The organism is Saccharibacter sp. EH611 (genome assembly GCF_009834765.1).
In the GTDB taxonomy this organism is placed as follows: domain Bacteria; phylum Pseudomonadota; class Alphaproteobacteria; order Acetobacterales; family Acetobacteraceae; genus Saccharibacter.
This window is the reverse complement of record NZ_WVHP01000017.1, coordinates 16,153-38,428: the sequence shown is the minus strand read 5'-3', so window position 1 is coordinate 38,428 and position 22,276 is coordinate 16,153. Positions and strand designations below refer to the sequence as shown.

Genomic DNA, 22,276 nt, shown 5'->3' with positions numbered 1-22,276 from the left:
TTATGGCCTCCCCATCATAGAGTTCGGGCTACCATGGACATGCACATTAAGCGGCATCCCTCGCTGGGAGTGTGCATGGGCCTTCAGCCCCTCATCAGCGGTGACATGGAGGTGGATATGGGAATCTTTAGCGCGCCCCTGCTGACCAAGAGCCGGAAGGGGTGGCGGCACAGGCCGAACCAGCGTAGGCGGCTGTGCCTTCCAATTGCGCTTCCATTGCTCGTCAGGGCTAACAAGCGGCTTATAGCGCCCATCGGGACCAAGCAAAGCCGGGTTGGGCGCAGGATGGTCAGGCCCGCTCATCAGCGCATGCAAGCCTTTGGAGAGCGTTCCGGGTAAGATGTCGATGATATGGTTGATGAACTGGACAATGGCGATCCCCGTCTGGTCGAGCACGCGCTTAACCGTGTCCCAATGTTTCCACATCTCATAAAGGGCCACACCAACCGCCCCAATCGGGCCGAGGATCAAGCCAAGAGGGGCGCCGATCTGGCTAATCGCATGGCCCACCGTATGACCGGCGGAGATCAGCCATGCTTTGACCGTGCCCCAATGCGCCCACATCTCATAGATCGCGACCGCGAGGCCTGCGATAAGGGCGACAACCCCAATAACCGGCCAGCCGACCGCACCAATCGCAGCCCCCAACACCCCAAAGACCGGGGCAATAGCGCCACCAATGGCCATCACAACCCCAAATCCCGCCGAGACAGCCGAGGCCACAGCCCCCACAGCGGACATCACCGTAATGACGCCGATAAAGGCTCCAACACCGCCAATGAGATATTTGGACACACCCGGCATCACAGCGTCCATCTTCTCAAGGCCGACATTGACCTCCGTAATGCCTGCTGTCACCAGCCTCAGCGTTGGTGTGAAATCATCGCCAATGCGGCGCATAAGCTGCGTGGTCGCATCCTCGAACTCCTGCACCGCAATAAGGCCGCTTTTGCGCCCGTCAGCGTAATCATGGTCAATGACGCCTTGCGTGGCACCTGAAACCTTTTGATGAATATCTTGATATTGTTTCCAGTGATCTAATACCCCATTAGCAAAGCCTTTATCCTCCAGATTATGGAAGATCATGGAAAACGCTTTGTTTCGATCGCCATGCAGGTGTTGAACTAAAGAGCGGATGCGTTCCATGACCACCATCATCGGGTCTTGGCCATGTTTTCGAGCAGTATCTTCGAGTTTGAATAGGTCTTCACCAAAAATTTCACGCCATTTTTTGGCACCGTGGGAAGACGTTATCGTCTGAAGGAATGCTCTCGCATCTGTAGCGGCTTCACCTTCTGTGCCGGTGCTTTTTCTCACGACAGCCAAGGCGGCAGCGAGGTCATTAACACCAGCCCGACCATGAATGCCCAACGCCCCAGCAGAAGCGGCTACCTGCGGCAACAAAGGCGCTAATTTCTCAAACGGCAAATCCGCCTGTTTCCCAGCAATCGCCACAGAGGCGAGTGCTCCTTGGAGGTGGGCATCATCAATGCCCAGATTTTCCTTCAGCGCAAAGGCCGATTTCGCCACCGCTTCGGGGTGCGCATTATAGGCGGTGGCAATCTTGGCGGTGGTGGCTAGTGAGTTCTCCAGTTCTTGCCCTCGGAACCCTTCGCGGGAGAAAAAGCCCAGAGCTTCGGCAAGGTCGCCGCTACGTTGCCCGGTTGAGCGGGCGAGTTGGTTAATCTTTACCTTCTCATCAGCGACATATTGATCTAACGCACCACCATGTATTTCTAGCCCAATGCCGACATGGCGGATCGTGTTGTCATATTCTGCCGCTTGCTTTACGGGCTCCACCAGCTCAAAGCCCGACATCAGCGCCCCAAAGCCGCGCATCTGGGCTTGGCCCCATTTGTCATGGAAGCCGTGCATCGCCCCCTTAAAGCCGCCCTGAACCTCGCCCATGCCGCTCATCGCGGAGCGCAACCGCCTCAACACCCCTAAAGAGCGTTCAGCGGATTGTTCCACCTGGTCCATTTCTTGGACAAACGGCGTCATACCCTCAGCGGCTTCTGCGCCGTGCTGGCCAGCCGTGTCCATTGCCTCAGCCACGCGCCCAACGGCCTCGCTCGCCGCGTTGGCGCCTGTGCCGACTTGGGTCAGCACATCGTTCAACGCAGCACTCGTGCGCGCTGCTTCAATGCTTGAGCCGCCCATCTCACCAAGGCTCAGGCCCGCTTTACCCATCGCCTCAGCGGCGCCATCTGCGCCGCCACTGGCTTCGCTGAGAGCACGATGGAGCGCATCGGTCGCCCCCGTTGCCTCGTTCCCTTGGCCTTCAAATCGGCTTAAAACGCTGTTCAAACCCTCCAAACGGTCGAGAACTTCCCGCAAGGGCGCGCTGATTTTATCGAGCAGCGAAAGCTCAAATTGTGCGTTTAAGTCGCCTGCCATAAGCGCCTCCTTGTGGGGTTAGTCCTCACTCTGGCTCACCACAGCAGCCCCGTAATCGGCTTGGGCTGCCGTCCAAAAGTAAAGCTCATTGAGGGTCAGGGCGCGCAGATCATCGCGCCCAAAGCCAAGCGTATTGGCCAGTGCGGCCAGCCTTACAGGCCAGTCGTCTGGCCATTGTTGAAAAAAGCCGCCACCACGCTCTGGCACGCCAAGTAATCACGGGGGGCCAATCGCCGCATCAGGCTCTTGCCAATGGCGTCCGTTTGCCCCGAGAGCGCACAGAGGAGGTTAAAGCTAAACAGGGCCTTATTATCGTCCGTCCCCGCATCAATGAGGTCACCAGATAAGGGCTTGCGAATGACCAGTTCAGTAAGAACGCGGTCCTCCCCACCATTGGTGGAAGGGAGCGTGGCTGGTTCGGAGAACGTATAGCGCACGGCCCCATCATCACGCCGTTCTGCACCTTGGGGGAGGGTATTGAGTGTCATGTCGTTCATCGCTTAAAACTCCTGAACGGTATTGAAATTCCATGTGACGCTGACCTTGCCGTCGTCACTCCATTCGGGCTGTTCCATGACGTAGGCGTCCGCCATGACCCATGTTTTCCCGGTATCGGCTTGCAGTTGCAGTTCGCCTTCACCAAGCGCTGGAGCAAAGTCCGAGGGGCTGGTGTCTTTCGTGGGGACAATCGTGGCTTTGACGTCACCCACCTGATATTGCGTGCTCCGCAAAGCGCGGAAATTGGCGTTCACACTCTCGTTTTTTAGTCCCGCTGTGCGAAACTTCACGCCCTTTTGCACGTCATACTGTTTGCCCCGCCAGAAAAGGCGGATCAGTCCTAATGTCTGCGCCATCAGCTTAGACCTCCAATGTCAGAATATTGGCCAAGACCATAAGCGAGCCCATCGGCAAGATGGGCAGCGAGCTGTTCACACGGTTCCGGTCTGTTGCGTCCCGCTCAAACACCGCCTGTGGCCCTGTGGTGGCCACATCATCAATCCAGCCTTGCTGCTCATAGAGCTTACATTGGCCGATCCATGAGGCTTTGAGCGTTTTGGGCGTGACCACACCGTCAACATTGGCCAGCGGGCTGCCATCATCGGCCAGTTTGGCGCGGGCATAGTTGGCTTCGGCAAAACTGTTCCACTCAAAGCGGACGCGTGCCCCAATAGCGGGGATCATCACATCCCACACACCCGATGCCGTGCCTGTCTCCGGCATCGTCACGCGGGTGGTGACCACACGCTCCAGTGCAATCGTGCCATCTTCGCTTACTGTTACGGTTGTGCAGCCTGTGCCGAGCATCAGGTTGCGCTGGTTAAAGGTGAAATCATCGCCATGCTCAGGCCCCAACCCCGTTAGGGTCGTCAGCGGTAAACCGCGCAGCTGTCGGGCGGGGTCTGTGTTGAGGCTTTGGGCCATCACTGCTCCCAACGAGGCCGCCATCTGCCAAGACGACGCACGCGGATTTTCCCAAGCAAAGAGCACAAGCTCTTCCGATGTTCCAAAGTTCTGCTGGAAGGCGAGCGCTTGGCCCATAGAGGCTCGCAGCCCCACACAGACCCGCATATCCTTAGCCACCATCGCATTGCCACGACGTTTAGCTTCTTGGACGAACGCACTGACAGCCGCTTGGTCATTCACTAGGAGGACAACGTCCGTGTACCAAATCTCACCCAACGCCATCACCGCAGGCGTAACGTCGGGTGTGCCTGTGCCTTCGCTCATCGGCGTAACAGTCACGACCATGCCCGGCACTTGGTCACTCAGGGCGGAAGAGAGGCGGAGGTCGATATCATTGGTGACCGCGCCGCCTTCACCAGCGGTAAAGACGACAGACGTGCCGTCCTTACCAAGGGCGGCGGTTACGCCTGTATTTTGTGTAAGCGTGCTGGCATTGATCGCTGTCAGCAACTGCGCTGCGATATTTTGCGGCGTGTCGTTAGTGGCCACAGGCCAGCTAACCCGCTGCCCACCCACAAGGATGGCTGCCGTTCCAGCCCGTTGTGGAGCACCTGAAAAAGCCAGCGTGCCGGTCGCAGGTTTCGCACCATCGGGGGTGGTGACTGTCACCACATCGACGCTCAACATGGGCTGCTCAGCACTAAAGGTCCGCACGGCCTGCGCGATGACGGACCCTGCACCAAACAGGCCCTCAACATGCCCTGGGGAGACGTTGCGGAACAGCTGGCCTGCCAGCTCTTTCTTCGCGGTTGGCCCCACAATGAGTGGCCGCACGGGCATGCCCGTCAGACGACCCGGTGCAGGCACGTCTTTTATCTCGGTATAAGAACCGGGCACATGCAGCTGACCGGGGATTTGTTCAAAATCCATTATTTCTTCTCCTCAGTCTTTGAGGGCAGGATGGGTGCCGCTTGAGTTGCATCAGAGGGCGGTTCGCTGTTGCTAATCGGCACAATGTCGCCGCTTCTCAGCGCCCGTGCCCACCAAGGGTCGCGCGGATTAATGGCAAAGCCCTTGGCGGGCACGTCAGCGCCGCGTGGGCTCATCACCCGACGGCCCGCAGCAGGGCGCACGTTGACACTATCGTCACTCATGGCCGTTCTCCTTTTGTGGTGTGATTTGTGTGCGTTGGCTGAGAAAATCCTCAAGCTCAGCAAGGGCTTCGGCATTGTCGAGCCGCACATTTTCAAAGACGAGTTCAACGGCCACGATGGCCGAGCGATCATCAAACCAGTCTTCTGTGTTGGGCAGTGTGATCGCGTGGACTTTGCACGACCCCACATCGCCTAGCTCCCAGCCATGCAAGCCCCCCGCAATGGCGGCCATCACTCCCGCAACGCCAATATCGCGCAGCTCCCCCGTGCCCAGATAAAGGTCATTGGGATCGCTATGCGTGAGCAGGATCGCCAGCGGAAAGCTCAGATCGCCCATAAAGCCGTAACCGGGCTTGTTGCTGGCTCGCCAACCGCCCAAGCCCAAGGCCACACAAGGAGCGCTTTGGATGATCTTGTCCCATGTCTGGCGCGTAGCATGAGGGGGTAGGATGGCGTGGGAAAAGATCGTGTCGGAGAACAAGGCTTTCAGCCGTGCTTGCACGCCCTCAAAAGCCTTCCCAACCACATCGCCTTTTAAGATCGCACGCGGATAGCCTGCTGGTGTGAGAGCCTCTGTCATAAGACCGACCCTCCTCGACCATGGAAGGACGTGCGCCCCTTAAAGCGCGACCAGCTTTCGCTATTATCCACGACCGCCACCGCATCCAACGTGGCCTTACCGGCACCGATATCACGTAACCACGCCATCGCCGCTTGCTGGCCTGAGCGGATTTGTTCACTCGGCACGTTGGCTGTGCCAAGGGCCAAGTCAAAGCGGGCAAGCTGGCAGCAGACCCGCACCAACACCGGCGGAATAGGTGATACCGGCACGACATAGCGACGCTGAAGGTAGCTATCCATCGTGGACGATACGTCTGTGAGGATGCGCGTCACACGCTCGCCGTCCAACGTGCCACGCGGCACGTTCCGATCGGGGTTGGTGCTGGCAATTTCCCCGCGCCCAAAGCGCTCAATCAGGTCATCCAGCGTCGCATAGGCCATGGTCAGCCCACCTCGATCAGCGTCAGCAGAGGCTCACGCCGCATCTGGTCGATCTGCTCAGCGGTGAACGCGCGTCTCTCCCACAGCTTGGAGCGCTCATGCTCAATGCCCGCCCGCCGAAAGCCCGGAGAAGCACAGATAATCAGAAGCTGCCCCGCCTTGAGCGGCACCCTCCTGTCGGCCAGCAAGAGATGCGCCGTGACCGTCTTTGCCTCCTCGGTAGAGGAAAGGTCATGTTCCGGGGCGGATGTCACAGCCTCATCGCGTGCCACGTCCACCGCTGTTGTCGCGTTTTTCTTGGTCGCCATTAGTCAGTCACCGCAAAAGCATTCAGGTAAGGGCTCACCACGAGTTCCAGCGTGCCACTCCACGGGTTGGAGCCAGTCACCCATGTGCCGTCTGGGGTTTTCATCGGCACGAAATCCTTCTCCAACAGCGCGCGCGCTTCCCCTTCCAAAGAGGTGGGGGCGAAGAGGATATTGGGCCGCGCATTATAAGGCTGGCCGTCTTTGCGATACTGGTTCTCCATCATCGCAATCGCCTTGCCGAGATTTTCAGGCGTCAGCGGCGCGGTGGAGCGGAGCGCAAAATTATGCAGCCCATAGCCCGCATTACACCGTCCATCTGTGCCCCATTCAAACTCATTGCGGTGAAACACCACCCCATCAGAAAGCTGCGTGCGTGCCGTAACCGTGAACGGCCTGCGTGTCTGGAAGACCATCGGCTTCATCGGGTTGTTATTGTTAAATAAATACCAAGCCGGGGTTGTGCGCTCCGTGGCAGCGGGACGGAGAAGATTGGAAAAGCCCGTAGGTTTTCCATCGCGCCCATACCCTTCATGGTCGGCATCGAAATAATACTGACCATCCATGCCTTTTGTGCGGTGTCCTGCTTCAAGCAGACCAAAAACCAGCTTATCGGGGAGCGTGCCTGCATCGGCGGCGAGCTGCTGTATAGCAGGGGTTAAAAAGCCAAACTGGTCGTCTTCTAAATCTTCCCGTCGGACAGAGAGTGTCTCTTCAAAGGTGCGGTTGACAATCGTAAAACGCTCCTGAGCGGAGATACGATGAACAACACGCTGCCCCAAAAACTCCCGCAACCCCGGCAGCTCCGCAATGCGTGGGTAAATATTCTCCCCCGCTGAGGAGGGAACTGTCATCGCAAAGCGCCCATACTGGGTAGGGACGGTGGGAATATATTTATTGAAGGCTAAGCTCAACCGCGCGGTCAACGCATTCATAGACCCTATGGAGATATCCATAATATTCTCTCTTTTTTAGGAAATCAGAACAAAGGGCGTGCCATCAGGCTCAAACCCAACGAGCGTGCCGACCGGCAGCCTTGAAGCAGCAGGCACACTGGGCGTGCTGGCCGTTTCATTATCGCCAGTAGAAGCAGAAGCTGCTTTTGGTGGAGGGGCGCTTTGGTTTAAAGACACCGTCTCATCATCAACGGCATAGACCGTCTGATTGAGGTTCGCCCACGTGGGTGCTGTGTCAAACGGCAAAGCGTAGCAGCCTTTTTTGACCCAGATCGGGTGGCTGCCCACCATGTCGCCATTGAGCATCGACCCCGCCGCAGAATTGTCTTTGAACTGCCGTGCCAGCCCAACAATCGCCACAGGGGCAGAGGGCGTGTTCGTCGCCCCAGCGGGCACAATCGTGCCGTCCGCACACACCGCAACAAGCGACCCACGATAGACGCGGAAGCCCTCAGCAACGGGATGGCCAAATTCAGGCCCATGAGGCACTAGCTTTTCAGAAAGCGCGCGATCTTGCGTAAGCGCCATTAGCGGAGCCCTCCTTGCTTGAGGTCATCCTCGGTTAAGCCAAGGGCGGCTTCTGCTTTGGCCATGCCGGTGTCCGCGCGGGCATGGGAAGCCCCCGCAGCGCCACCCATCGTCGGCTGCCCGCTTGGCGCGTCAGGCAAGCCCGCCACAATGCTTTGGGCCAGCTCCGCATTCTGTGAATGAAGCGTAATAAGCGTGCCGCGCAGATCGTCAGAGATGAGCTTGGTCCGGCCCGCCTCGCTGACAAAGCGTTCGGCTTTGATACGGCCATTTTCCTGCTCAAGCGCATCAAGGCGGCTTTGCAGACTCTGCGTGGCGGTTGAATGCAGCGTGATTTGTTCGCGTTGCGCTTGAAGGCTCGCCAGAATGGCGTCTTCTGAAGCATCCGGTTTCAGCCCCGCCAGCTCAGCGGTGCGGGAGTGCAATGACACACTCCCACGAGCTTGGTCGAGTGCCTGGGCAATCGTTGCGTCATCGGCCTCGGCTTTCAAGCCAAGGCGTGCGCAGAGGTCAGCGCGTGAGTAGGTCATCGCACATCCTTCATGGTTGGTTGTTTGGGAATGGAGCGTTGTGAGCGTGAGGTCAGGCGTATTGGTGAGCGACACGCGTAAAATCTGCGTTACCTCACCATTCAGGCTACTCAAGACGGGCGAGAGCGCGCGATACGCGTGGTCTTCCATGGCGGCCCGCCCGCGCTTAGTCCACACCACACGCCCCCAGAGGCCGTCACTCCGGGCCTCCATCGCCTCAATCCACCCCATCGCTGGTGAGGGCTTCCCACGCGGTGCCGCAAGGTCTGTGCTGTGGTTCTCATCCAGCACAATCTTCCCGCGCTGCAACGACGCCTCAATCACCGCCTTTAGGTCAGACGCACGCAGTGATGTGCGCCCACCCAAAACGGGAAAGGCGCCGTGGGGGAGGATATGAACCCAATCAGGGGGTGTGGAGCCGTCGTAAGAGAACGGCATGTCTGTCATCACGCTCATGAGGGCAACCATGACAGAGCGTGTCACGCGTTATCAGGACTCCACCCTATACCCCGAAACCTGTTTAAGAAGGCAAAAGGGGCGGTTCTCATAAAAGCCCGCACAGCGCTTTACAGGCGGCGTGCGGTATAATGACCCACACATCGTCCCAAAACGCACGTAACCCCGTTTGAAATCGTTTGAAGAGCGTTTGAAAATGAGACAGGGGGAACGCGAAAGCGTTAGCCCGCCAGACAACGTCGGAAAAATGTCTGAAGCGTCTCCACCGTCGCCTGCCGGTCGGCCTCATTAAAGCCAAGATAAGGCCGCGCTGGAATGGTCACAGATTGGCGCTTAAACACCCGTCCGCCAATACTAAACTCTAACGCCGACTGTGTCTTGGGTTTAATAATCGCCCCAAATTGATGCACAGCAGCGTAATTCATGTTTGAACCCCAGATCAGGCGGTTGCCCTCAATCTGCTTATAAATGGTCCTGCGGAGAGATCCGCTTTCACGAAGAATGCCTGGCCCTTTTTTTGTCGAAGCATAAAGCGGATTAAGCGGCGCAAAAGGACTGCCATCGGGAGAGACTTCCCTTTCTATGCGTTCTTTCGTTCGGTCAACCATCTTAAGCCCGATATCCGACAAAAGCGCATTCGGCTCTCTTCCGAGCTTCTCTAGTCGAGAAAGGGCAGCAGAAATGCGGTCTGTGTTTCCACTAATCTTAATGAGGGCCATGACGTTATCCTATCGCTGCTTCATGATTTGTCTTGATCGCTGCCGACGTTCATCCTATTTTAGAGGGAGCAACGCACGGTGATCTGGCGATATTCTGCTGACCAGGGCATGCCCGCATGGGTAGAGCACTATTGTGGGGTTAGATAGCAGGCCCCACCCGTGCGTTGCTTCATTCTCCTTCATTCTTCTGCTTTGCAAAGAGCACCGTCCGGTTTCTTACGAGCTGATCAGCAGGTCGCTGTCTCATGCGGGTCATGGACAGTATGAAGTTTTCTTTTCCATCTCGTGTCCTCTTCACAATGAAGCGATAAATACTGTCATGCTGAGCGACTAGGCTGACACGTCCCTCCTGCTTCTCTTCCAAAACATAATCAGGATCAGCCAACAGAGCCGCAAGCTGCGCATACTCGTCTGGCGTCAGCTCAGGATGGTGGGTCTGGTTTTTCATCAATGTTTCGGCAGACAACAAGACCTGCGCAGTCTGGCTCCCCAACAGCTCCTGCACCTTGGGTGGCAAGGTGCCCGCTTCAACCATACCCACAGGCTGCGGTTTCATGGACGCGAACTGGGCAATCTGCTCTTTTTGCACCTTCATCCGCGCAGGGGCTGGGAGCTGCTCAACCTGCAGGCCGCCTACATGGGTCAGCGGTGTCATGGACGAGGACGCACGCGCTTTCTCAGCTTTTGCCCATTCCAAGCCCTGATTGCTCTGGAAGCCCGGATCAATCCCTTTAGGCACCATCTCAATCTTGCCGGTAGCCGGGTTGCGCCACGGTTTCCTCTCTAGCGGCGGGGCTTCGTCCACGCTCCAACCGTTTCGCTCCATCCGCGCATCGGACACAACTTCAACCGAACAATGGCAATGCCAGCCATTGGGCGGGTAATGCGTGCCCCACCACGGGTCATCATTGCGCAACACCGTTCCGCTCCACGCCACATGGGTGGGGCGTGGATGGGCACAGCTGTGATGGACATACCGCCAGTATGGATACAGCTCCAACGCGGTCGGCGTGGTCATCTGCCGATAACGCCCCGCTGAATAGGCCGAGGCGATATTGGTCTCATAGATGATCTTCGCCCGCCATCCTGGCGTGCCCGTATGTTCCCAGCCATGTTTTTTAACAATGGAGTCAAAAGACTTTCGGAACTCTTGAAGGGTTGTGCCATCACTGAGCGCCCGCCCAATAGCGGTGCGGAAATCATTCAGCAACGCGTCACTTGTGGCCCCCGCTACGGCAAACCCACGCGCATGTGCTTCTGAGCTCAGCTCCCCCCAACGCTCAGTCGGCACATTGACCTTCTGGCGAAAATAGCTGATCGCCTCACTGGGTGAGAGCTTCACATGCGAGAGGATAGGGCCTTCCTCAGCCACGGCGCATCTCGTCAAGCATGGCCGCTTCCCCAGCAAGCTCGCTTAATTGCATGGCTTGGGCCATAGCCGTTGCAAATTGGTCATCGGGCAGATTGAGCTTTTCCAGACGGTCCTTCAAATCCTCAAGGGACGTGGCGTGCTCCATTTCAGCGCGCACCGCTTCTGTCATCGCCCCCAAGCCAGCACTGGCCTCACGGGCGAGGTTATCGGTCAAGGCTGCAATGATCTGCGGCGACTGAGAGGCGTAGCGATTGACCAACTGCCCGACTGCACTATGGAGGGTCGTCTTAGTTGGTGGGGCTTCCTGCGGCTCCTCATCATGGCTGGTCGGGGTTGGGAAATGCGACGGCGTGGCTTGGCCGTTTTGCTGCTGCGGTGGAGTCACTTTGGCAGGCAGCGCCGGTTGCGGCGGCACGGCAATACCGACTGTCTCATCACCCTCAGCGGGGGGCTCAAGGTTGAGGCGCGCATACAGGTCTGGGGCCGCCACCTTAAAGCCCTGTGGCCCGAGTTTCTGCGCCGCATCAATCAGCGTTTCAACAGGCACTTCATCAGGGCGGCCAATGGTGATGGTTGGGTAAAGTCCATCGGCAGGCGGGCCGAAACTGGCGTCAATCATCAGCCGCACCAGCTGCGTGTTGACCGTATGGGCCAACATCATCGCATCAGAGCGCTCAATATCTTCCTGCACCAGCCGATGGGTAGAGGCTGCGGCATGAGTGCCTTGGCGGGCATCCGTCGTGCCTGTTTGGCCGAGCACCGCTTTGGAGGTCTGTTCATCGAGCCATTTAATGCGCCGCTCATGGGTGTCATTAGACCCCGCGCCATTTTTGGGCTCGATGATCTCCAGCTGCATCTGAGCGGGGATCATGCAGGCTCCAGCTCCCGTTATATCGCGCACTGCCTGCCAAAGGGTCTGCCGGTCATTCTCGGTTGCGGAAGCGTCAAATTTCCCAATGCGAGTGGGAACCCCGTAAGCCTGCACAAACAGGCCCCAATCACGGTTTGAAAAGAGTTTGAACAGTGAATTAAACGCCACCGCCCGTGTCAGGCCAGAGCGTAGGGTCAGGCCCGACCATGACGGATGGCGATGAACCAACGCCCGCATCGGGTCAAGCGGGCGCATGGTTGCCTCAGCCACAGCGCCCTCAATATCGGGCGTGGACTGGCTTGCGTCGTCACGCAGCCAGATGGTTTCGCCGTCTTGGTAAGAGACTTCAAACCAGCGCTGCGGGCGATAGACTAAGCGTTCCGGCCAATAATTACCGGCCTCTGTGTGCCAGAAAATCTCATGAACCGAGAAGCCCTTAGCAATCGCGTCTAAGACATCAAAAGCCGAGCGCTGCAAAATGCCTTTATCTAACCATTGGCGCACAAAGTCGCCCTGCTTGCGCTGCGCGCGTGACGGCCCGGCGTCTTCCACCACCATGGGCAGCTGGCTCACCGCCCGCTTGCGGGTGCCCAACACGCCGAGATAATGAAGGTCGCGCTCCTCAATCATCTCACAAAAGACCTGCCAGTCCCGGCTATTGCCCTCTGCGGCGGAGCGCATAAGCATACCAAGTTGGGCCGGGTCGAGGCCAAGGGTGGCAATCGGGTCAGCAAGGGCGGGGCGACTGCCAATGACAGACGCACCCATATCGGGCTTTTGTGGGCGGGGCGGCAAAGGCTGCCCATGTTGATCGAGAAGCGCCATGATTAATTCCCCTTGCAGATCACCCGCAAAGCGGCGCGCTGCTTGCCATAATCGCGGAGAAAGCGATGCGTCATCGGCAAGCTCTGGCCCGTCACACCCGCAACGCGTAGCTCATTGCGCACAAACTGGTCATCATATTTCTGATAATGGACATAAGACGGGCACAGCCCTTTGACGTCAGGAGTGGCGCACGCCGCCAGCCCCGCCATGCTCGCAGAGACAAATGTCCATCGCATCATCCGGCGCGCAGCAGCGGCCAATCGGTTGGCGATAGCTCGCATAGTCCGCACAGCTTGGCGTAGGCGCTCTCTTAAAGACGGGCCGTGCCAGCTTTCCATGCTCTTAAAATGTGCCATTAGTGAGTTCCTCATCCAGCTGACTATCGGTGTTGCAAGCGTCCGTCGCCGCTTGGCTGGCCTCGGCCTGTAACGCAGTAACCGACCGCGCATCATTGCGCTGCTGCTGGGCGGTCTTTTCCTTAGAGGCTTTCCATGTCAGGCGCAGAATGGTCGCCGCCATGCCGACAAACAAAGCGGCCAAAATCACCGCACAAATCGCTTTGACGTTCATTAGAAAATCACCTTCCCAATCACACCAAAAACATCAGAAGCCGCGCCCATCCGGTCGCGCTCTTCCTGCTCTTGGGCTGTTTCAATGTGGCCCGCGCCTTCATGGCGCTTCCACGGCGAAGGCACGGGTGTATAGCCATAGTCAAAGGGCGTGGCACGGCTGGCTTTCCATGCGAGGGCTAGCGCAATCCCTGCGTCGCCATGGCGCTTGCCGGTGCTGCCTGTGGTGCGTCCTTCCGGCACACGCGCCACTCCACGCACGAGGGTAAGGGCACGCAGATCGTCCACAATCTCGCGGTCTTGGGGTAGGGTGATGATCCCATCCTCAAAGCCAGCTTTAAGCGGGGGCATATTTTCCCGATACCAGCCTTCAGAGAGCATCACGGCCTCAATCCGACTGCCGAATTTCTGCACGGTCACTTCAGCCAGATATTGCCCATTGCCCCGCCCATCCAGCGCACCGGCCCGCAGGAAAGGCGTGGCCTCGAGAATATGGTGCAAAATCTGCTTCTGCTGCTCAAAAGGCACATTGCGCAGCTCCACCACAAAAGCCGTTCGCCGTTGCAACCGCTCTTCTAGGGCAAGCATCCAGATCACGGTCAAATCGCCTGACCGTCCAAAATCCACCCCGAAAACATGCGGTGTCTTACGGTCCATCGCCGCAAGGAGGGGCGCTAACTGTTCGCTGATAAAGAAGTCTGTTTCTGCCATGCGCAGCTTTTCGGACAGCAGCACAAAACCACTGTCACAGCCCCAGCGCACAACAGGCACGTCCGCTTCCGTGCGGGCCTCAATCAAAGCCAGCGGCAGATAAGCGCCTGTGCCTGACGAGGGAATGCAGTCCAACTCTTCAGCAGCGGCCTCACCGTAATTGGCGAAAATCGCGTCACGCCATGCGCGTTCGCCCTCAAGCGACCAAGCCTCGCCCTTTTTGTCGCAGATTTTACGATACAGCCCATCATGAAGCGCATCATCAAGCGTCAGGCGCATCAGATGATACGGCTTGCGGCCAGACCGCACCTCATTCACCAACGTATTAAACGGGTTCATATCCCCATTATGGGTGGAGATAATCAGCACCTTGCCGCCCCACATCAGCAGAGCGAGTGCGGCTTTCAGCAGCTCGTCGAGATTGTCGTGGAAGGCCGCTTCATCAATAATGACCAACCCCTGCATCCCACGCAGCGCACGCGGGCGAGACGGCAAGGCCAGCACCTTGTTCCCGCTGCCAAAGTCAATGCGAAAGACCTTAATGTCCTTCTCTTCTTTATCGGGATCATTCCAGAAGGACTCACTGACCCTATGCGTTGCTTGCTGCATGATCTTGGCATGGTCGGCGCAATAGTCGATAAACTCGCGCGCCATTTCCAAGTTGTAGCCAATATAGAAAACGTCAGTGCCCCCATCCTTTTGGGCGAGGGCAGCGGTCAGGTCGGCAATAAAAGACGCAGCCCATGAAATCCCCGTGCGGCGGGACTTTTCAATGACGGTGACTTGGTGGGTACGCACAGCTTCCATCAAGGCGGCCTGATAGGGCAGGAAAACAGACTTGGTCATGACCTCACCCCAAACGCGCCGCCCATAATGGCGTTGACCGTTTCTTTAGAGAGCCCTTGCTGCTTGGCTGCTTTTGTCAGCGCATTTTTAGCGTCACGCTCGGCCTTTTGGCGGGCTTTGTCTTCAAGCTCAGTGCGCACGGTCACATCCAACTGGCGGGCTTGCGCGAGAGAGCGGATGGCTCCTGCCAACATGGACATAGACTTGGGGTTATTTTGTAAACTCGTTGCAGCGTCTTCCGCATTGTCTCCGCCAAACATATCGAAAATGATAGAGAACAAACTCTCGATCACGACCGCTTGCGTTTCCCCCGGACTTTTATCGCCCAAATTTTGGACGACACTATCTGCAACCGCGCGTGAGCGGCGTAAACGCTCGACCATTTTGTCGCGCTGTTGGATGTGTCGGCCCAAAGACGAACGGCTAACATCCACGCCGCGCAACGCTTCCATAACTTGGTCCAGCGTAGCCCCAGCATCCCACAGCTCCCCAATCCGACGTTTTAGCTCAGGCGGCAGACGGCTGATCTTAGAGCGCCGAGCCATTAAAGCGGCCTCCGCGCCACCACGCCCGGCACACGCCGCTCGCACTGCCATGTCTGCTGGCCCTCAATCGTTAGCTTAACCACGGTGAGGTAGCGCCCACGGTCCAGCACATAGCGGGTGAGCATCACACAATGATGGCGCTCCAAATGGCCCAGATCATCATCCAACGATGTCACATCAATCGGAAAGCCCGCTTCACGAAACATCGTGCGCAGTATCTCGTCATTGAGCGAATGCCCCGGTGCCATTTCTAAAAAATCCAGCACGCGCCAGCGGCGTTCCTCAGCAATTTTGCGGGGCAAACTCACAGCCCACCTCCCATAGTGGCAGCAATGCAATGATGAAAAGCGCCAATGGCTCCCACACGCACGCCGATAAACAGCCCAATACTCAGGGCAACAATCCCGACAATCAGACAAAGGCGCAGGCTTTTGAGGGACTCATTCATGGCCAGCCTCCATCATAATCCGCGTGATCGCGTCTAAGGTCTTGCGCAAATGTTCCATCTCGTGTGCCTGCGCTTTCATTTGTAATGAGAGCTGGTGGAGCCAGCACAGCGCAGGGACAACCAGCAGGCCAAATACAAGGCTTCCACCCGCAATCGCTGCACCAACAAGCTCCACCCACTCAAGCGTCATTAAGCCACCGGCTGCCCAAGTGCTGAGGGCACGGTCTGTGAGGACGTTTCAGAGGCCGCCTTGGTTCCATCAAGGGGCACAAAGGCCGAAGCCAGATCATGGATCGCCGCACGAATATGGGTCGCCAGCCCTTCAGCATCGGGGGCTTCAAGCCCTGCCAGCTGGATAAGCGACTGCGCTTCAGCGATAGCGGTCTGAACCAAAGGATGGGAGGCGTCATAGCGGCGATACACCGCGACAAGCTCTTCAAGCCCATTGTCGGTCTTGGTAATGGCCGAGCGCACCGCCGTCGTGGCAACCTGCCCGTATTTATGCAACGCACCACCCAATACAGGCTCTAAAACGCGGGAAAGGTAAGGAGCGGAACTTAAAAGAACGGTCTTGAGTGACATAACCTGTCTCCATTGCGCTGCGTCGGCGCCTCAAAGAATACAGCCCGCCGCGCCCGACAGACCGAAAAGCAGCAGAACCTGTCAGGAAGTCGGGGCAGACGATGCCGTCACAGGCGTGGCACCTACAAACGCCAAGGCCCGATCCCGTCGGGCGCGCGCCCGTTCCAACCAACCGTTCCCAAAAATGGCGAATTCTTTCTTCGACCGATAATCCCCTAGCTGAAGCGCACTCAACGCGTGGCACAGCAGCTCAAGGCGCTTCCCGTGCTTTTCCAGCATCGTGATGGTCGTCTGATCCACCATGCCAGTTTGGGGAATGCCCATCTCTTTTTGCAGGGCAGAAAGCGTGGCTTGGGAGGCAAAATGCGCCACAAAGCCAAGCTTGGCCGTCTCAATCGCGTCCAACGTCTGTGGACCAATCACACCGTCACGCTCCACGCCTACAATCGTTTGCAGCAGATGGATGGAGGTTTTGGCGCCCGCGTTAAAGCCGTGGTCAAACACCATCAGATCAAGCCCAGAGGGCAGACGGTCACAGCCCATCGGTTCCCAGAAATAGCGCACCGCTAGGGCGCGAAAATCGTCTTCGGACAGCAGCCGCATCTTCTGCGCATCCACAGAAAGCCCACCGGTGCGGGCCACCAAAGGGGCTGAGATGCCGTATTTCGTCCCAGCCAATCGCCCAGACCCCACGCGTCCACCCGTCCAATTGCCGGGGTCAGCGCGGTTGGCAGAATATCCCCCTTCATAAGAGAGGGTAAAAGCGAGGGTTGCAGGCAGGTTCTGTTTCATAGGCTCACCCTACGGAAGAACCGGCCGCACTATCAGGACTCAGCCCTACACCCCGAAATGCAAAAAGGGAGGCTAAAGCCTCCCTCATATGCACGCGTCAAATGGGATAAAAACAGCGTTTGAACCGCCTTAAAAAAGACTCAACTGCCGCTCATCCGGCACAATCCGTGCCGCCCGCACAGCATCTTGTAGCGTGAATAGAAAATTATGAAGCGTTGCGTGGCTGACACCCACCCGCACAACGATGTCGTTGTAAGAATACCCCATCAGGGCCAACCGGCGCACGCGCCAAGCTTTGAGCATTGGCACTTGATACTTTTCGCCCCCAAAATGCTCCGACAAACAGCGCGCCACATCCACCCCCCAAGACCGCGCAAGGTTAGACGTATCCACCCGCACACGCGGTACCCACAGCTTCTGCCCCGCATGGGCTTCCACAAAGGCAAACGTCACCGCTTCGCCCACAACATCTGCTAAAAACCGAATTTCAACTGGAACAGGCACTAATGATGTCATGCCCAAAGCCTCATCTATCCCGCCAAGAACAGCCATAATAGCGGGATTGGAGGCAAAAGTACAAAAGAAAAGCACACCCCCAAAAAAAGAGATGTGCTTTCCAAAAATAACGTCAGGGACAATGCCGGTTAAGAGCGACAGGCCGCCGCTGCTTGCTCATCATCAAGGCGCTGCAAGGTTCGATGCACCGCTTGCAGGGTCAGGTTCAAGCCAAAAACGGCGTCTTCGCCAAGCTCCAACTCATGCTGGCAGGTCAGCCCATCAATCATAAAGGCCACCAACCCACGCGCTTCACAAAGGGATAGATCATTCATGGCCACGCTCCCGCTCCAAACGGTCAAAAAGCCCATCACCGGCCAAAGGTTCAGCGGTCAGTCCCATAGCGTGCAGAGGGTTTACACCCCAATGCCGCTTCACCGCCTCAGCCGCGCGTTCCATCGCCACGCGTCGCGGCACCCCACAAAGAAGTGCCACCTTCATCATCTGCCGAAACGCACTATCCATACTGCGAAAACGAATAGGCGGTTGGGCCTGTGCTGGGGTGGGTGTGGCCTGTTGAGGGATAGACCGGGACGCGTTTTCCTGCTGCGACGCATCAAACGCGCGGATTACGGCGAGATGAAAAGCCGGGCTGATCCACATCGCATAGGCGTAAACTAACTCACGGACAGCATAGGTGCCTTGTAAAACACCCCCACGCTTGATCGAAATAGGCGATGCAGGAATTCCTGCATCGGTTACAGCAGCAATAAGCTCCTTTGTTTGAATATTCTCTCTCCAAACACCGGGACGTTTTGCAGGGTTTCCACCAGAAGCATGGTGCAGGTCGTTAAGGCAAAAACGCCCTCCTTCGTCCTGCTTAATGCCTATTCCTCTAAGTACAAGAATGCTATGATGACTATCGGTCATTTCTGAAACCTATCTTCAGTTATGGCAAGGGATGGGTTGCGGTGGCCGCCGCTTCTCATCCCGTTTGGACTGGTGCCGTTAATTTTGTCCGAGACCGTTGTAAGATGACTTCCTCCGACCTGTCAATAAAGGCTAATCCTAAAAAGAAAGGACGTGGTCGTCCCGCAACAGGAAAAGACCCAATGCTAGGAGGGCGTGTTCCCGCTGCCCTTATCCAAAGAATAGAAGGTTGGGCAGCGGCTCATAATATGACTCGCTCCGAAGCAGTCCGCCGCCTGCTCCAAAAAGCGCTGGATGATAGCGAAGCAGTCCAAGAGAAATAGATCAGCCTAAACATTCCCCATAAGAATCATCATTTAAAGATGGAAAAGAAACCATAATTCCCTAAAATCCCCCGTGAATAAGCCTGTAAAGGAAGGGGATCATCATGACAGGGTGGGGAAGACTTTTACGGGTTGGACTGGTTATCCTGGCCTTGCCGATGGGAAATGCCGCAGCCCGTAAGGCCTTACACAAATCCCCGTCACCAGAAGCACCGTCTGCCCAAGACAACACGTCAGATGCTCGCCCTGACACCATCCCCGAAAACGGGTGCAACCGCGTATGGTTGAACACGAAATCTATGATCTACCATCCGATTGGAAGTCACTGGTATCGTCATACCAAGAAAGGGGCGGAAATGTGCGAAAAAGACGCCCTGAAAGCCGGGGCTCGCGCTTCTCGCGCCCGCAACGAATAACGCTATTATGAGGAGAATGAGTTAATGAAAAAACAGATAGCTTTTGCGGTCTTGTGTTCTACGATTGCCGTATCCACTAACGCTTATGCTGGGGAGCCCTTTACTAACGAAGAGGCTATCGACGAAGCAGAGGTCAATGTTCTGCCATGTGATGATGACCTATCCAAACCACGGGACTGTACACCAGAAAGAAAACGATTCATTGAAGAATATCAAAATGCCTATGCTGGAGACCATTTAGCCCAACAAAATGTTGGTTATGATTTATGGCAGGGTGCAGGAGAAAACAACGAGTTACCCTACATATTCGACCCAGCCTCCGCATGTGCTTGGAGAATTATTGCGTCACGATCCCATGTGGCTGATTGGCATGATGACGCCGAACACATCAACATGATCTGCCGCAGCCCATCACATCGTAGATATGACACAGTTTACCCCATGCCAGATGAAGCATTGCAGGTGAATGCGGCTCTCAGAAAAATCCGTTCCCGCATTCGTGCTCATACAGTTCATCGCGTCAATGTTGAAGAAATCGAGTTTGATGTGAAACGCGATGGCGATGAAGATCACGCCGGAATAGGCCGTAATTCCCCTCTATAATACCTTTCTTCATTAGGCATTTATTAGCCTATATTCCGCCATCATTCCCCTTTTTGGTAGGGGAATATGTTTCAACAAAAGCTTATTGCCATAATGGGGCTGATCTACGCATCAGCTTCATTAGCGTGTGCATCAACGCAGTGCCCGCAGTTTTTCCTAAAAGCCGAGGTTCCACGCGTAGGGTACGTTCTATGTAACGATGCCTATGCCGTTGGTTACTCAACCACGTTGAAAGTGCCTCTTTGGGCTGCCGAACATCTGACCGATGAGAGCGTAACACGGGCTCAATCTCTTCATGGGCGGGGAAAGTTTTTTGTTGATAACAGGCTCTCGGTAGATAATGCTTCTAGTAAAATGGATTACCGAGCATCAGGCTATGTGCGCGGGCACATGGTCCCATCAGGGGATATGCAAGATTGGCAAACACGAAACCAGACGTATCTCTATTCTAATATTGTTCCCCAAGATGCCAGTATGAATTCTGGGCCATGGAACCAAGTTGAACAGGATACACGACAGGCGGCTCTAAATGATGGAGAGCTCTATGTGATTACGGGGCCAATTCTCCCCAGCTTATCTGAGACAATAGGACCAGATAAAATCACAGTGCCCACAGGTCTTTTCAAAGTCGTTTACGATGCGATGGATGACACATCAGCGGCGATTATGTGTAACAACGACACTCCCGCACAATGCCATCAAATCAGCTTAGAGTCTTTGCAAAACCTCATAGGTTTTGATCCAGTGCCAGGGTTGAGCGAATATGAAAAAATCATTCCTCTAGTGGTCGAGGGATGGCCGAAGGTTGTCAGGCGCTCTCATTACTAACAACCGACACAGGGGAAATATTCCAGTTCGACTAGGCGTTTTGATGCGCACTTAGGAGATAGAATAAACTCCTCTTCTTTTCGGGCTGTATAAAAATATGGATAAGGCCCGCTAACAATTGATGACATTTCTGGGAAAACCCTCAAAAGAACGCCTCCTTTGTGTGTATCCGCATTTAAGCCTGATGCAAACTCCCGCGCAATATTAACTGAACTTGACCAGTTTAAACCCAACAATCCTTTTTCAAGGCGTTCTACATTTTCTCCCCGGTATAAGGGGGTTCTAGGGTACGGCCCCCAATATCTTGGCAGTATCTTTTCGAGGATAACAATCAGCTGAATATCATCTCGCAACACATCCCGAATATGCCCGCCTTTCTCAACCCAATGTCTTCTAAACTCATTTTTCACCTCTAGGGATATGGGGTCTGTTAACTTGATGATCTCTTTTGCAAATTTGGGCCACCACAGATGCACATCGAACATCCTTAGCAACCCTCTTAGTTCACCTGCACAATCAGTCTGGATGGCGTCTATAATACGCGGTCCAAGCTCACGGAGTCTTCTTTGTTCCTCCCTCAAACAAACAGACGGCGTCTTCCTGTCATTGAGTATCAGTCGCCTCGTGAAGAACTTGCTATTGGTCATTTCGCCTCATCATCCAGCCGCATCAAAGCTGCTTTGTATGGCCCTTGGTTTTGGATCAGCCGCCTTCAGCTCAATCGTCCGCTCCATGATTCTCTTCCAGTGCCGTTTATTTTGTCAGAGCATATCACACCCAACAAAAAAGGCGGCCCGAAGACCGCCTTACGGCTATGTGTCGCTGATAGGACTAAATTCTTTTAACCCACACCATAACGCCGCTGCATCGCCTTAAGCGCCTCAATAACCTGCTGCGTTTGCTTGCCGTCTAAAAAGTTCGGGTCAGAAACACCCACCATGTTCTCAACAAAACGGCGTAACCCGGCCCGTGATCCTTTGCAGTCCAGATGGTCTTTCAAACTACCCCAAAGTGCGAACACCTTGCGCACATCTGGGTGGGCAGAGGCCGCGTATTTCTTAAACCGCCCCTTTTTCCAGCCAAGAGCAGAAAACTCTGCCAACACACGCCCAATCTGCGCATCAGACATCTCCCGTGCCGAGCTTTTGCCTGTCACACGGTGGAGGAGAGCGCGGTAGCTCTCATCAGCCAGCGCCATATCCTTCTTGGCAATATGAAGCTGAGCCAGCAGCTTCTGACGATTAGCAGTCATCGCTGTTCTCCATCATGTCACGGAGCTTCTCTTTCTGCCTCTTGAGAACTTGGCTTGTCTTGCAGTGGAGGGCGCGCGCTTCTTGCCGGGTTATATCGCCGTTTTCCAAGAAGGTTTCCGTGCGTTCTCTTGTGAGACCATACGCACAGCCCAATAAAAAACCGTCCGTAAAATTGGGAATAAACTCATACCTGGGAGCATGCTCTAACAAATCGCACAAGCTAGAAAAGGCACGTTTGACCACATCTTCAGCATGAGCGTTCATCTCTTCTTCAGTCATCATTTTTCTCCCCGATAGGTTGAGCGGTAAATCTCGGTCTTGCGTCTTCTAGCGGTCGTTTCGGACATAGCTGTCCTGTCTGCCTGTTGAGACATGTTAAAAATCCTCTGCTTTATTGGGGAGTGTTAGGAAGTGAC

The 22,276-nt window shown here is 55.8% G+C and carries 35 protein-coding genes; 5 read left to right on the top strand and 30 right to left on the bottom strand.

The window, feature by feature from the left end; genetic code table 11:
• The 27 genes from GS535_RS04620 to GS535_RS04490 form a co-directional block, all read right to left on the bottom strand.
• The gene (locus GS535_RS04620; RefSeq protein WP_160792162.1) at positions 1-2,397 is read right to left on the bottom strand and encodes a phage tail tape measure protein; all 2,397 of its coding nucleotides are present in this window, start codon (positions 2,395-2,397) and stop codon (positions 1-3) included.
• A gap of 18 nt (positions 2,398-2,415) precedes the next feature.
• The gene (locus GS535_RS04615) at positions 2,416-2,604 is read right to left on the bottom strand and encodes a hypothetical protein (RefSeq protein WP_160792161.1); all 189 of its coding nucleotides are present in this window, start codon (positions 2,602-2,604) and stop codon (positions 2,416-2,418) included.
• Complete coding sequence (locus GS535_RS04610) at positions 2,550-2,894, bottom strand: phage tail assembly protein (protein WP_160792160.1); 345 nt, start codon at positions 2,892-2,894, stop codon at positions 2,550-2,552. Before GS535_RS04610 ends, GS535_RS04615 begins: the two co-directional genes overlap by 55 nt.
• A gap of 3 nt (positions 2,895-2,897) precedes the next feature.
• A complete protein-coding gene (locus tag GS535_RS04605; protein ID WP_160792159.1) occupies positions 2,898-3,251 on the bottom strand; it encodes a phage tail tube protein in 354 nt (117 codons plus the stop codon).
• A gap of 4 nt (positions 3,252-3,255) precedes the next feature.
• Positions 3,256-4,731, bottom strand: a complete 1,476-nt coding sequence (locus GS535_RS04600; protein WP_160792158.1) for a phage tail protein — start codon at positions 4,729-4,731, stop codon at positions 3,256-3,258.
• A complete protein-coding gene (locus GS535_RS04595; protein ID WP_160792157.1) occupies positions 4,731-4,955 on the bottom strand; it encodes a DUF2635 domain-containing protein in 225 nt (74 codons plus the stop codon). Before GS535_RS04595 ends, GS535_RS04600 begins: the two co-directional genes overlap by 1 nt.
• Entirely contained in the window at positions 4,948-5,535 is a 588-nt protein-coding gene (locus tag GS535_RS04590; RefSeq protein ID WP_160792156.1) for a hypothetical protein, read from the bottom strand. Before GS535_RS04590 ends, GS535_RS04595 begins: the two co-directional genes overlap by 8 nt.
• On the bottom strand, positions 5,532-5,957 hold the full coding sequence (locus tag GS535_RS04585; protein ID WP_160792155.1) for a DUF1320 domain-containing protein: 426 nt from the start codon (positions 5,955-5,957) through the stop codon (positions 5,532-5,534). The genes GS535_RS04590 and GS535_RS04585 overlap by 4 nt, the downstream gene beginning before the upstream one ends.
• Before the next feature lie 2 nt (positions 5,958-5,959).
• Positions 5,960-6,265: a hypothetical protein gene (locus GS535_RS04580; RefSeq protein ID WP_160792154.1), complete on the bottom strand. Its 306-nt coding sequence runs from the start codon at positions 6,263-6,265 to the stop codon at positions 5,960-5,962.
• Complete coding sequence (locus GS535_RS04575) at positions 6,265-7,218, bottom strand: Mu-like prophage major head subunit gpT family protein (protein WP_160792153.1); 954 nt, start codon at positions 7,216-7,218, stop codon at positions 6,265-6,267. The genes GS535_RS04580 and GS535_RS04575 overlap by 1 nt, the downstream gene beginning before the upstream one ends.
• Positions 7,219-7,233: 15 nt before the next feature.
• Positions 7,234-7,746 carry a hypothetical protein gene (locus GS535_RS04570; protein WP_160792152.1) on the bottom strand — a complete coding sequence of 171 codons (513 nt, stop codon included), beginning with the start codon at positions 7,744-7,746 and terminating at the stop codon, positions 7,234-7,236.
• Entirely contained in the window at positions 7,746-8,759 is a 1,014-nt protein-coding gene (locus GS535_RS04565) for a phage protease (protein ID WP_160792151.1), read from the bottom strand. The genes GS535_RS04570 and GS535_RS04565 overlap by 1 nt, the downstream gene beginning before the upstream one ends.
• A gap of 194 nt (positions 8,760-8,953) precedes the next feature.
• The gene (locus GS535_RS04560) at positions 8,954-9,451 is read right to left on the bottom strand and encodes a phage virion morphogenesis protein (RefSeq protein WP_160792150.1); all 498 of its coding nucleotides are present in this window, start codon (positions 9,449-9,451) and stop codon (positions 8,954-8,956) included.
• Positions 9,452-9,620: 169 nt separating this feature from the next.
• On the bottom strand, positions 9,621-10,823 hold the full coding sequence (locus GS535_RS04555) for a phage minor head protein (protein WP_160792149.1): 1,203 nt from the start codon (positions 10,821-10,823) through the stop codon (positions 9,621-9,623).
• Entirely contained in the window at positions 10,816-12,519 is a 1,704-nt protein-coding gene (locus GS535_RS04550) for a DUF935 domain-containing protein (RefSeq protein WP_160792148.1), read from the bottom strand. The genes GS535_RS04555 and GS535_RS04550 overlap by 8 nt, the downstream gene beginning before the upstream one ends.
• 2 nt (positions 12,520-12,521) lie before the next feature.
• On the bottom strand, positions 12,522-12,875 hold the full coding sequence (locus GS535_RS04545; protein ID WP_160792147.1) for a hypothetical protein: 354 nt from the start codon (positions 12,873-12,875) through the stop codon (positions 12,522-12,524).
• Complete coding sequence (locus GS535_RS04540; protein WP_160792146.1) at positions 12,862-13,089, bottom strand: hypothetical protein; 228 nt, start codon at positions 13,087-13,089, stop codon at positions 12,862-12,864. Before GS535_RS04540 ends, GS535_RS04545 begins: the two co-directional genes overlap by 14 nt.
• Positions 13,089-14,645 carry a terminase large subunit domain-containing protein gene (locus GS535_RS04535; RefSeq protein ID WP_160792145.1) on the bottom strand — a complete coding sequence of 519 codons (1,557 nt, stop codon included), beginning with the start codon at positions 14,643-14,645 and terminating at the stop codon, positions 13,089-13,091. The genes GS535_RS04540 and GS535_RS04535 overlap by 1 nt, the downstream gene beginning before the upstream one ends.
• Complete coding sequence (locus GS535_RS04530) at positions 14,642-15,190, bottom strand: phage protein Gp27 family protein (protein WP_160792144.1); 549 nt, start codon at positions 15,188-15,190, stop codon at positions 14,642-14,644. Before GS535_RS04530 ends, GS535_RS04535 begins: the two co-directional genes overlap by 4 nt.
• Positions 15,190-15,498, bottom strand: a complete 309-nt coding sequence (locus GS535_RS04525) for a hypothetical protein (RefSeq protein WP_160792143.1) — start codon at positions 15,496-15,498, stop codon at positions 15,190-15,192. Before GS535_RS04525 ends, GS535_RS04530 begins: the two co-directional genes overlap by 1 nt.
• Complete coding sequence (locus GS535_RS04520) at positions 15,495-15,638, bottom strand: hypothetical protein (RefSeq protein WP_160792142.1); 144 nt, start codon at positions 15,636-15,638, stop codon at positions 15,495-15,497. The genes GS535_RS04525 and GS535_RS04520 overlap by 4 nt, the downstream gene beginning before the upstream one ends.
• On the bottom strand, positions 15,631-15,828 hold the full coding sequence (locus GS535_RS04515; RefSeq protein ID WP_160792141.1) for a hypothetical protein: 198 nt from the start codon (positions 15,826-15,828) through the stop codon (positions 15,631-15,633). Before GS535_RS04515 ends, GS535_RS04520 begins: the two co-directional genes overlap by 8 nt.
• Positions 15,828-16,220, bottom strand: coding sequence for a hypothetical protein (locus tag GS535_RS04510; protein ID WP_160792140.1), 393 nt, complete (start codon positions 16,218-16,220; stop codon positions 15,828-15,830). Before GS535_RS04510 ends, GS535_RS04515 begins: the two co-directional genes overlap by 1 nt.
• Before the next feature lie 81 nt (positions 16,221-16,301).
• Positions 16,302-17,012, bottom strand: a complete 711-nt coding sequence (locus GS535_RS04505; RefSeq protein ID WP_160792139.1) for a glycosyl hydrolase 108 family protein — start codon at positions 17,010-17,012, stop codon at positions 16,302-16,304.
• A 129-nt stretch (positions 17,013-17,141) separates the two neighbouring features.
• Positions 17,142-17,528, bottom strand: coding sequence for a hypothetical protein (locus GS535_RS04500; protein ID WP_160792138.1), 387 nt, complete (start codon positions 17,526-17,528; stop codon positions 17,142-17,144).
• A gap of 128 nt (positions 17,529-17,656) precedes the next feature.
• Positions 17,657-17,842 carry a hypothetical protein gene (locus GS535_RS04495; protein ID WP_160792137.1) on the bottom strand — a complete coding sequence of 62 codons (186 nt, stop codon included), beginning with the start codon at positions 17,840-17,842 and terminating at the stop codon, positions 17,657-17,659.
• Positions 17,835-18,437, bottom strand: a complete 603-nt coding sequence (locus tag GS535_RS04490) for a KilA-N domain-containing protein (RefSeq protein ID WP_160792136.1) — start codon at positions 18,435-18,437, stop codon at positions 17,835-17,837. The genes GS535_RS04495 and GS535_RS04490 overlap by 8 nt, the downstream gene beginning before the upstream one ends.
• Positions 18,438-18,478: 41 nt before the next feature.
• On the opposite strand from GS535_RS04490, the gene GS535_RS11025 reads away from it, so the two are divergent.
• From GS535_RS11025 to GS535_RS04480, 4 genes are all read left to right on the top strand, one after another.
• Positions 18,479-18,760, top strand: a complete 282-nt coding sequence (locus GS535_RS11025; protein WP_202401620.1) for a hypothetical protein — start codon at positions 18,479-18,481, stop codon at positions 18,758-18,760.
• Positions 18,761-18,864: 104 nt separating this feature from the next.
• Positions 18,865-19,176: a hypothetical protein gene (locus tag GS535_RS11020; RefSeq protein WP_202401608.1), complete on the top strand. Its 312-nt coding sequence runs from the start codon at positions 18,865-18,867 to the stop codon at positions 19,174-19,176.
• Between the two features lie 24 nt (positions 19,177-19,200).
• Entirely contained in the window at positions 19,201-19,779 is a 579-nt protein-coding gene (locus tag GS535_RS04485; protein ID WP_160792135.1) for a hypothetical protein, read from the top strand.
• Positions 19,780-19,845: 66 nt separating this feature from the next.
• Positions 19,846-20,607: a DNA/RNA non-specific endonuclease gene (locus GS535_RS04480; RefSeq protein ID WP_160792134.1), complete on the top strand. Its 762-nt coding sequence runs from the start codon at positions 19,846-19,848 to the stop codon at positions 20,605-20,607.
• Here GS535_RS04480 and GS535_RS04475 read toward each other — a convergent pair.
• Positions 20,604-21,092, bottom strand: coding sequence for a hypothetical protein (locus GS535_RS04475; protein WP_160792133.1), 489 nt, complete (start codon positions 21,090-21,092; stop codon positions 20,604-20,606). The two genes, GS535_RS04480 and GS535_RS04475, sit on opposite strands and share 4 nt — an antisense overlap.
• 81 nt (positions 21,093-21,173) lie before the next feature.
• On the opposite strand from GS535_RS04475, the gene GS535_RS04470 reads away from it, so the two are divergent.
• A complete protein-coding gene (locus tag GS535_RS04470; protein ID WP_160792132.1) occupies positions 21,174-21,452 on the top strand; it encodes a hypothetical protein in 279 nt (92 codons plus the stop codon).
• On the opposite strand, the gene GS535_RS04465 is transcribed toward GS535_RS04470, so the two are convergent.
• Both GS535_RS04465 and GS535_RS04460 read right to left on the bottom strand, forming a co-directional pair.
• Positions 21,449-21,859, bottom strand: a complete 411-nt coding sequence (locus tag GS535_RS04465) for a gp16 family protein (RefSeq protein ID WP_160792131.1) — start codon at positions 21,857-21,859, stop codon at positions 21,449-21,451. The genes GS535_RS04470 and GS535_RS04465 overlap by 4 nt on opposite strands.
• On the bottom strand, positions 21,849-22,142 hold the full coding sequence (locus GS535_RS04460; protein WP_160792130.1) for a hypothetical protein: 294 nt from the start codon (positions 22,140-22,142) through the stop codon (positions 21,849-21,851). The genes GS535_RS04465 and GS535_RS04460 overlap by 11 nt, the downstream gene beginning before the upstream one ends.
• Positions 22,143-22,276: the final 134 nt, after the last annotated feature.